This is a genomic window from Waterburya sp. (assembly GCF_058530065.1).
Genome location: NZ_JBZNBU010000211.1, coordinates 1 through 8,466 on the forward strand (window position 1 = coordinate 1; position 8,466 = coordinate 8,466).

Below are 8,466 nucleotides of genomic sequence, written 5' to 3' on the forward strand. Positions count from 1 at the left end.
ATTTGAGAAGATCCGACCAGTACCGCTATTATCACGAGCAAAAGCACCCTTTTCTTGGCGGAGAAAATCGTCGAAACCATCCCCATTAAAATCGCCAACATGTAAATTAGTAACATCTCCATTGATAGAAGGGTTTTCTGGCAAGTCGGTTATGCGAAAAGTACCATTACCATTCGAGAAGAAAATCCGACCAGTACCGCTATTATCACGAGCGAAAGCACCCTTTTCTTGACGGAGAAAATCGTCGAAACCATCCCCATTAAAATCGCCAATATGTAAATTAGTAACATCTCCATTGATAGAAGGGTTTTCTGGCAAGTCGGTAATTAATGCTTGTTGCTCGATCGCAATTTCCGATCCATCAAGAGTAATAACAGCGTTATCGTTTTCTAGTTGTAACTGTTGTAATTGCTCGTCGGTGAAAGATTCTCCTGTAACTAAACCAGAGAAAATCGCTCCTTCATCCCCCGCAGCATCGACAGAGTTAATGGTCGCATCAACGAAATGTCCGTATTCTTCGATAACTAGATTAGAGATGGCGTTAAGGTTATCTGTATTAGCTAGTAGATATTCTTCAGAGATATAAATTTTATTAGTGTCTGTCGAATATGCTCCGTTAGCACCGTTTATTTCAGTAGAGGAGCGAATTTCTACTTCGGGGAAAGAAGTAAAGTCTCCTGTTTGCCATTGTCCTACTAATTCTGCTGCTGCTTCACTGTCGTATTCAGCACCGAAAGCAACAGTCAAATCTGCTGCAAGTTGTTCGCCCAAAGCGTATTGAGTAAGTAACTCTTGGGAATCTACGATCGCTTTTTCTAACGTTGCATAACTATTTTGATTAGTCATGGGTTAAATCCTCATTTTTTAGTTCTGTGATTAATACGCTTGTCGAACTAAAAACGGATCACAATATTCAAATAGAAAATAAAAAAGCGATCGCCTTTCTTGTAGAAAAAGCGATCGCTTTTATTGATGGTTATAATTTTAAACTAGAAACAGTCAGCCAGGGTTACAAAGGTATAAATTAAAGTAAAAAATAAATTGTCAATTAATCAATTTCTGGGGACTCAGCTAATGCTCGAACATTGAATTGATTTACTGGTTCTTCAAAAGCTGGATAAACACTTTGAGCAAATAGTTGTATGGTTAGGCTCAATGCAAATGCTGTTGCGAACAAACCAATTTTGTGGATTTTGTTTTTAGATTGAATATTTTGAAGATTTTTCATGGTCTTGTTTTCCTGAGATAGTCTATGTCTTTGTGCGTTCTGTAGATTTCTATTTCTGGGGTAAAAATGGTACGCAAAAATCCCAAAAAACCCCATTCAGTTTTTAAACTGAATGAAACATAAAATTTGAGAGGATTGAATAATCAAGTTTGCTGCAATATCCTCCCTAAGAGCGTATCCTGTTAGCAGTTCTTGAGAAATTGCGATCGCTTCTTGATTCAGTCCCGTCAAGCGGGATAATATCGCTCATGGGGGAAAGCCGAGGGGCTGTCACCTGAATTTATTTCAGGTGCTTGAAAGCCCCGCCCAAGACCGCGCTGAATCGCTTTTTCTAACGTTGCATAACTATTTTGATTAGTCATGGGTTAAATCCTCATTTTTTAGTTCTGTGATTAATACGGATGTCGAACTAAAAATGGATCACAATATTCGAGTAGAAAATAAAAAAAGCGATCGCTTTATTCTTTAAGAGTAGGGCGATCGCTATAAGTAATTGACTCGGCTAATTTCTAGAAAGATCAATTTGTAATTGTCAGATTCAATTTTTTTTGTTTGAGAACTGTATGTTTTGCGATCGCTTCAAAATCCCGATCTCGATGATAGAGAGTTAAATTATTTTCTATGGCTACAATAGCGATCGCACAATCAATATTACTGCGAACAGTTATTCCCTGGCGACGAAGCTCAAAGTACATTCTAGCAGCATTCTCCCAAATAGATTTGTAATCGGGTGTCTTATAATCTTGAACTGCTAAATAAGAACTCATTTTTGCCCACTCTATCTCGTCTTTACATCCTTGCAAAAGTTCCATCTTGGTAAAGATAGGCAAATAATATTTTCTATTGCCGATTATTTTCCTTAATTTAGCAGCTTTGATTTGAGATTTATCCCTTAGAACCTCGATCCAGATTGATGTATCAATCAACAACATAACGATTTTTTCTGACTGTATCGGTACTAAAGTCTTCGGTAAATTCAATCTCTCCTGCCAAGTCTAAAAGATCTTTTTTACGATTTTTTTCTACTAATTCTGCTAAAGCGAAATTAATCAATTCTTTTTTCGTTCTTAAGCCAGTAATCGCAAAGGCTTCTTCCACTAAGCGATCATCTAAATCGATATTCGTTCTCATAATCTATTTTCGTGTTCTATATATAGTTTTATACACATAATACACAAAAAAACAAAAACAACCTCAAATGAAAAACAATCGCCCTACTCCCAAAAGAAAGGCGATCGCTTTTTCTTATTTTCTCCAGATAAATTTTGGGATGACAAAAAAGCGATTAACAACCAGCAACACCTAAATTAGCTAACATATAAAGCAATATAAAAATCACTCATAACTTGGATATGGCTAGCGGACAGAATACTTTGTGGGAAAGGTTTTTAGAACCAATATTTAGTTTGGCAATCGATCGTCAGGAATTAAAAGAACTGTCGGATAGTATTGATTGGTCAACAGAATGCGATCGCTTGAAATCGAACGATTTGTCATATCCCGAATACTATCTTTCGCAAAATTTTCATGGAATTGAAGGGGGGTATCTTACTTCTGGTGCAGCAGTTACTTACGATCCCGTAACTCAATATGTCTTACTGCCCAACGAGGATTGGAATCGAGAAGCCGTTGTCAAAGCCGTTAAAGGAAAACCCCGCAAGATTATCGATCTCGGTTGCGGTACTGGTTCAACTACTTTAATGCTCAAACGAGCTTTTACCGATGTCGAGGTAATTGGTTTGGATTTATCGCCTCAAATGCTGGTCATGGCAGAATATAAAGCCCAGCAAGCAGGACTAAACATTCAATGGCAGCATGGTTTAGCCGAAGAAACTGGTTTTGCCGATGGTGAATTCGATCTGGTAACTGCCTCTTTGTTATTTCACGAAACGCCCCTCAAAATTGCCAAAGCTATTTTGGAAGAAGCCTATCGCTTATTATCTCCTGGGGGACAGATTCTTATTTTAGACGGTCATCAAAAAACTTTACGTCAAACTACTTGGCTGACAGAAATTTTTGAAGAACCTTATATTAATGAATACGCGGAAGGAAATGTCGATGCTTGGTTGGGTGCTGCGGGGTTCGATCGCGTGCGCACGGAAGATGTCTGGTGGACAAATCAGTTAACCACGGGAGTTAAATTATTAGACCAAACCTAGATTGAGTAACCTATACTAATACAATTTAGGATGGTTATCCTTTAGTTTTCTAACTTGAGATATTTAAAAATACATGGGTTTAAAAGCGGTTTTTTTAGATTTTAGAGGCATTATCATCGACGATGAAGCGATCGAACAAACATTAATTGCCGATATATTATTAAAAGAAAATTTACGGGCTGACAACGATGAATATACAACCTATTGTCGTGGGAGAAGCGATCGCGCCTGTTTAAAAGATATTTTAGCCAAACGAGGTCGGGTTCTCTCTGATGAATATCTCGATTGCTTGTTAGCCGATAAAAACCGAGCTTATCGTCAAAAAATCGAAGAGTTAGGAGAACTATCCTTATCTGCCCATCTATCAGAGTTTTTAAGTAAATTACAAGAACAAGAAATAGCTGTGGGTTTGGTTACGGGCGCACCCAAGTCGGAAGTGGAATATATTCTAGCTAAATTAGATTTAACCCAATACTTCGACATCATTGTGACGGGAGACGACTTGTCAGCCAGCAAACCCGAGCCAGCACCCTATTTGCTGGCTGCTGAAAGACTCAATTTACAACCTAGTGAATGTTTGGCGATCGAAGATAACCCCGTTGGCATTGAAGCCGCCAAAAGAGCCAATATACAAGTAGTGGGCATTGCTAAGACTTATCCCCTTCATATGTTGCAGCGGAAAGCAAATTGGACGGTAGATGATTTTTCGGAAATCGAACTAGATCGAGTCGATCGCGTTTTGTCTAAAAGTTTTTAATACTTAAATGTCATCTAAAAATGTCCAAACTAAAAGTAAGAAAAGCCGTAATTCCCGCAGCAGGTTTTGGCACGAGAATGTACCCTGCTACTAAAGCTTTAAAAAAAGAACTGTTTCCCATTATCGATCGCGATGGTCGAGCCAAACCGATTATTCTGGCAATTATTGAAGAGGCAATTAGCGGTGGTATTGAAGAAGTTGGTATTGTCGTACAAGAATGCGATCGCGATTTATTTCGCGCTCTCTTAAAGTCTCCACCCAAACCAGAATTACTAGCTAAATTATCGCCAGAAAACCTCGAATATACTGAATATCTACAAGATTTAGGCAGTCGCATTACTATTGTGACTCAAACCGAACAAGAAGGCTTCGGTCATGCGGTATTTTGCGCTCGTGAGTGGGTGAATAACGAACCTTTTTTATTACTCTTAGGAGATCATATTTATCGCTCTCAAACAGAGATTTCTTGTGCCAAACAAATAGTAGATATTTATCAGCAAGTTAATACTAGTGTGATTGGTATTACCCCGATGGGAGGAGATATTATTCATAAGGCTGGTTGTGTTGCAGGCACTTGGCATACAGATAAGTCGATTTTAAAAATTTCTGAAATCTACGAAAAACCAACTTTAGAATATGCCAGGGAAAATCTCCAAGTACCAGGAATGGCAGCAGATGAATTTCTAGGGATATTTGGTATGTATATTTTAGAATCAGAAATTTTTAACCTATTAGCAGCGGAAATAGACAATAATCAACGCTACAAGGGAGAATTCCAACTAACTACTTGCCTAGAAAAATTAAGACAAAAAAATCACGCCATTGCCTACCTAGTTCAAGGACAATATTACGATACGGGAATGCCCCCATTCTATCGCCAGACAATCATTGATTATTGTAACTAACCAGTAGCCACTAACCACTAGGGTCTCAACTTCATGTCATGAAAATAGGGAGCAACGATATGCTTATCTCGCAAGACAGGTATATCTCCCTCAGTAGAGCGAGTTTCTAAAAAATGGAGAATTTTTTTACAAGTGTCAAAACAGCCGATCGAAGCAACGAGTCGATCGTCGATCAAAATACCCCAGCGTCCATTATTTAATTTCTTGTAATTGTATGACACGGCTGATATAGTTCTAGTGGATTGGCTTTGATTAGAATTCGGTAAGGTAATTTTGAGTATGATGGAAAATAGTTGATTAATTGCATTTGAGAACCAACTACTGACTACCTAACTATATATTAGTTCATCAATCTTTAATAACTTGTTACACAAACAACATTATAATTCTTTATTTGATAATAACCATTAAACATCAAACCGATAAATCTTGTTGCACAAAATTAATTAATTTTAAGTTAAACAATTCATTAGGCTATTTTAACTAGTTTTAGTAGCAAGAATACGTATTCTGCAATAGTCAGCCCACCAATTTCCTTCGCGGTGCAACTCAGGATATAATAAAGATTCAATACGCTTAATCGCTGCTATTTTAGTCACAGAAGAAAGACCTTCAAAGCGATCGCTGGCAAACATTTCTAACCAATTAGCCAAACCATTTTCTCCTTCTAATTTGGTAGGGCGATCGAATAGGGTTGCATAGTTAACTCGAAACCCTCTCTCTTCTAATAAAGAACTGTATTCTCCAATACTGGGAAAATACCAAGGATTATCGGCTGAATCCCCTAAAACAACATTAATAGCTTCAATAATTTTTTTTATATTGTCTTTTCCGCCAAATTCTGCCACCAAACGCCCTCCTGGTTTCAAAGCTTGGTAAATACAATCAACGGCTGCATCTGGGGGTTTAATCCAGTGCAAGGCTGCGTTAGAAAACACCCCGTCAAAATCTCTTTCTAAAGAAAAATCAGCACCATTAGCTACAACAAATTCAATCTGAGGGTAACTCTGATAGCATTGAGCGATCGCATTTTCAGCACTATCCAAACCAACTACCTTTGCCCCCGATGTAGCAATTTGCGCGGTTAACTGTCCCGTACCACATCCTAAATCTAAAATAGTCTCTTCGGCTTTGGGGGCAAGCATTTCTAGCAAGCTTGCGCCATATTGCCATACATAACCATGTTTTTCTTCGTAAAGCTCGACATTCCATTGATTCATGACTTTGAGAACAAATAAAAACTGCGACTAACAACTAATATTAATCGCAGAATTAAAAATGCAATTTTCAGCACCTCCGCCGAAAATTAACGTATTGTAAGTTAAGTTACCGAAACCTTCTGTTCAAATAGATTTGAAATTATCCCAAGGGGTGGAACAACAAATCTGGATAAAAACGATTGAATTCAATCAAAATGCCTGCTGTAACTGTTAGCAGAGCCATAATCAATACTGGGGCAGTAGAAAGAAACTTTTGTAAGTCTCCCATAAGATCCTCCTGTTAAACGATAAAGAATATAATCTAGGGTCGAATTTAGCGAGGAGAAACGGTAACTTCCGATTCATCCGCAAACATTTTGCCACTAGTAAATTCGCCAAAAGCAAGTAAAGGCCAAGTAGCAGCAGCTAACATTTTGCTGATAGCCAAAGGTACGTTAATTACGATTTCTTGCATTTCAGCATTTTTTTCGTCTCTAACCGCAATTAGATAAGAGCGACCAGCCCAGCCGATCCAACCTGCGATGTACAAGAAGAGAATACTGGGAATAAAAAAGTCTCCCATATGAGACCAGCGACCATCTACAATTAGATGGGGATATCCTTCAGGGCCACAAAGAGCTTCTGCATAACGCTCGGCTCTAATTTGACCAGAGTTAGGATCGTCAGTAGTGTTACGGAAATTTTTAGCTTTTTGTACGTAGGCAGGGTTTTCGCTACAAGGGGTTAGACCAGCTACTCCATCAGCACTAGCAGTAGGAGCAAAGCCAAACCAAAGCGTAAATACTAGTATTAAAGCAAACAACCTTCTCATGAATATGTTTCCTTTTGTGTCAGATAATAATTGTGTTTGTGTATTAGCGTAAAGATATCTCTTTCTCGCCAACTAATCTTACTTTCAGTTATAGTTCTTAATTTATCGCAGCCTTTATTAATGCGGCGATTGTCTGGTAGCTAAAACTAAAGAGTCAAGAATAGGCGAACAAATTTGTTCATCAACACTCAACTTATCAAAGGATGGCAACAATTTTAGCGATCGAAACAAGTTGTGACGAAACTGCGGTGGCAATCGTTAAGAATCGTCAAGTTTTAAGTAGTATTGTTTCTTCTCAGATCGAATTACATAAAATTTATGGTGGAGTCGTGCCCGAATTGGCTTCTCGACAGCACCTAGAAATTATCAATCCCTGTATCGATCGCGCGCTCGCCGAATCGGGATTAGACTGGCAAGATATAGATGCGATCGCAGCTACTTGTACTCCTGGTTTGGTAGGAGCATTATTGGTAGGAATGGCAACTGCTAAAACCCTGACCTTGATTCATGACAAGCCATTTTTAGGGGTACATCATTTAGAAGGACATATTTATGCTTCTTATTTAGCCCAACCAGAATTACAACCGCCTTTTTTATGTTTGTTAGTTTCTGGAGGGCATACCAGCAGTATTTATGTTAAAGACTACGGTAAATACGAGTTATTGGGATCGACCAGAGACGATGCTGCGGGAGAAGCATTTGACAAGGTAGCCCGCTTGTTAAATTTAGGATATCCAGGAGGACCAATAATCGATCGCTTGGCTAAAGAAGGGAATCCTAAAGCTTTTCCCCTACCAGAAGGTAGGATATCTTTACCCAATGGCAGGGGCTATCATCCCTATGATTTTAGTTTTAGTGGTATAAAAACTGCAATATTGAGATTGACTGAGAAATTAGCAGACGAAGGGGATATTCCCGTTGCCGATGTGGCAGCTAGTTTTCAAGATACTGTAACTAAAGTATTAGCCAAGCGTAGCGTTAAATGCGCCCGCGATTATGGTTTGGATACTATTACGATTGGTGGCGGCGTTGCAGCTAATAGTAGATTGAGGAAACATTTAACCGAAGCAGCAGAAAAGTACAATTTAAAAGTCTATTTTCCACCGTTGAAATTCTGTACTGACAATGCTGCGATGATTGCTTGTGCCGCAGCCCAACATTTTAATTTAGGTCATACTTCCGCTCTAGATTTAGAAGTACAGTCTCGCTTAAAAATAGATCGCGTAATGGAGTTGTATAGATCTAAATGAACTACTCAGCCCTGCCCTAACGGGACGAAGACTGAGTTTCTAGCTTCGCTGGGTGCTGCCTTACCTTGGTCTTTCGTCCTCGGTCGGGTCTTACACTCCCTCCACTAGCGGAAGTGGCTATTCCATCCACTTGCAG

Annotated in this window: 13 protein-coding genes; 5 read left to right on the forward strand and 8 right to left on the reverse strand. The window is 38.8% G+C overall.

Features of this window, described 5'->3' with window-relative positions; translation table 11 throughout:
- The coding region (locus AC33VI_RS12965; protein ID WP_491782685.1) for an FG-GAP repeat domain-containing protein at positions 1-846 on the reverse strand (846 nt) is incomplete at its 3' end.
- A 26-nt stretch (positions 847-872) separates the two neighbouring features.
- On the opposite strand from AC33VI_RS12965, the gene AC33VI_RS12970 reads away from it, so the two are divergent.
- On the forward strand, positions 873-1,028 hold the full coding sequence (locus tag AC33VI_RS12970) for a hypothetical protein (protein WP_491782686.1): 156 nt from the start codon (positions 873-875) through the stop codon (positions 1,026-1,028).
- 20 nt (positions 1,029-1,048) lie between these two features.
- On the opposite strand, the gene AC33VI_RS12975 is transcribed toward AC33VI_RS12970, so the two are convergent.
- From AC33VI_RS12975 to AC33VI_RS12985, 3 genes are all read right to left on the reverse strand, one after another.
- Positions 1,049-1,228 carry a hypothetical protein gene (locus AC33VI_RS12975; protein ID WP_491782687.1) on the reverse strand — a complete coding sequence of 60 codons (180 nt, stop codon included), beginning with the start codon at positions 1,226-1,228 and terminating at the stop codon, positions 1,049-1,051.
- A gap of 518 nt (positions 1,229-1,746) precedes the next feature.
- Positions 1,747-2,160: a type II toxin-antitoxin system VapC family toxin gene (vapC, locus tag AC33VI_RS12980; RefSeq protein ID WP_491782688.1), complete on the reverse strand. Its 414-nt coding sequence runs from the start codon at positions 2,158-2,160 to the stop codon at positions 1,747-1,749.
- Positions 2,147-2,359 (reverse strand): type II toxin-antitoxin system VapB family antitoxin, encoded by a 213-nt coding sequence (locus AC33VI_RS12985; RefSeq protein ID WP_491782689.1) that lies wholly within the window; start codon positions 2,357-2,359, stop codon positions 2,147-2,149. The genes vapC and AC33VI_RS12985 overlap by 14 nt, the downstream gene beginning before the upstream one ends.
- Before the next feature lie 221 nt (positions 2,360-2,580).
- On the opposite strand from AC33VI_RS12985, the gene AC33VI_RS12990 reads away from it, so the two are divergent.
- The 3 genes from AC33VI_RS12990 (at position 2,581) to AC33VI_RS13000 (ending at position 5,049) form a co-directional block, all read left to right on the forward strand.
- On the forward strand, positions 2,581-3,387 hold the full coding sequence (locus AC33VI_RS12990; protein ID WP_491782690.1) for a class I SAM-dependent methyltransferase: 807 nt from the start codon (positions 2,581-2,583) through the stop codon (positions 3,385-3,387).
- 73 nt (positions 3,388-3,460) lie between these two features.
- Complete coding sequence (locus tag AC33VI_RS12995; protein ID WP_491782691.1) at positions 3,461-4,144, forward strand: HAD family hydrolase; 684 nt, start codon at positions 3,461-3,463, stop codon at positions 4,142-4,144.
- Between the two features lie 20 nt (positions 4,145-4,164).
- A complete protein-coding gene (locus tag AC33VI_RS13000; RefSeq protein ID WP_491782692.1) occupies positions 4,165-5,049 on the forward strand; it encodes a sugar phosphate nucleotidyltransferase in 885 nt (294 codons plus the stop codon).
- A gap of 17 nt (positions 5,050-5,066) precedes the next feature.
- On the opposite strand, the gene AC33VI_RS13005 is transcribed toward AC33VI_RS13000, so the two are convergent.
- The 4 genes from AC33VI_RS13005 to AC33VI_RS13020 all read right to left on the reverse strand — a co-directional run bounded on the left by AC33VI_RS13005 (position 5,067) and on the right by AC33VI_RS13020 (position 7,080).
- Positions 5,067-5,270 (reverse strand): hypothetical protein, encoded by a 204-nt coding sequence (locus AC33VI_RS13005; RefSeq protein WP_491782693.1) that lies wholly within the window; start codon positions 5,268-5,270, stop codon positions 5,067-5,069.
- 258 nt (positions 5,271-5,528) lie between these two features.
- Entirely contained in the window at positions 5,529-6,269 is a 741-nt protein-coding gene (locus tag AC33VI_RS13010) for a class I SAM-dependent methyltransferase (RefSeq protein WP_491782694.1), read from the reverse strand.
- A 139-nt stretch (positions 6,270-6,408) separates the two neighbouring features.
- Positions 6,409-6,537 (reverse strand): photosystem I reaction center subunit IX, encoded by a 129-nt coding sequence (gene psaJ, locus AC33VI_RS13015; RefSeq protein WP_491782695.1) that lies wholly within the window; start codon positions 6,535-6,537, stop codon positions 6,409-6,411.
- 45 nt (positions 6,538-6,582) lie between these two features.
- Positions 6,583-7,080: a Photosystem I reaction center subunit III gene (locus tag AC33VI_RS13020; protein ID WP_491782696.1), complete on the reverse strand. Its 498-nt coding sequence runs from the start codon at positions 7,078-7,080 to the stop codon at positions 6,583-6,585.
- Between the two features lie 203 nt (positions 7,081-7,283).
- On the opposite strand from AC33VI_RS13020, the gene tsaD reads away from it, so the two are divergent.
- Positions 7,284-8,330, forward strand: a complete 1,047-nt coding sequence (gene tsaD / locus AC33VI_RS13025; RefSeq protein WP_491782697.1) for a tRNA (adenosine(37)-N6)-threonylcarbamoyltransferase complex transferase subunit TsaD — start codon at positions 7,284-7,286, stop codon at positions 8,328-8,330.
- Positions 8,331-8,466 lie beyond the last annotated feature (136 nt).

Excerpts from the sequence above, each read along its gene's own strand:
- AC33VI_RS12975 (WP_491782687.1), bottom strand. The coding sequence starts at position 1,228 with ATGAAAAATCTTCAAAATATTCAATCTAAAAACAAAATCCACAAAATT.
- vapC (WP_491782688.1), bottom strand. The coding sequence starts at position 2,160 with ATGTTGTTGATTGATACATCAATCTGGATCGAGGTTCTAAGGGATAAA.
- AC33VI_RS12985 (WP_491782689.1), bottom strand. The coding sequence starts at position 2,359 with ATGAGAACGAATATCGATTTAGATGATCGCTTAGTGGAAGAAGCCTTT.
- AC33VI_RS12990 (WP_491782690.1), top strand. The coding sequence starts at position 2,581 with ATGGCTAGCGGACAGAATACTTTGTGGGAAAGGTTTTTAGAACCAATA.
- AC33VI_RS12995 (WP_491782691.1), top strand. The coding sequence starts at position 3,461 with ATGGGTTTAAAAGCGGTTTTTTTAGATTTTAGAGGCATTATCATCGAC.
- AC33VI_RS13000 (WP_491782692.1), top strand. The coding sequence starts at position 4,165 with ATGTCCAAACTAAAAGTAAGAAAAGCCGTAATTCCCGCAGCAGGTTTT.
- AC33VI_RS13010 (WP_491782694.1), bottom strand. The coding sequence starts at position 6,269 with ATGAATCAATGGAATGTCGAGCTTTACGAAGAAAAACATGGTTATGTA.
- psaJ (WP_491782695.1), bottom strand. The coding sequence starts at position 6,537 with ATGGGAGACTTACAAAAGTTTCTTTCTACTGCCCCAGTATTGATTATG.
- AC33VI_RS13020 (WP_491782696.1), bottom strand. The coding sequence starts at position 7,080 with ATGAGAAGGTTGTTTGCTTTAATACTAGTATTTACGCTTTGGTTTGGC.
- tsaD (WP_491782697.1), top strand. The coding sequence starts at position 7,284 with ATGGCAACAATTTTAGCGATCGAAACAAGTTGTGACGAAACTGCGGTG.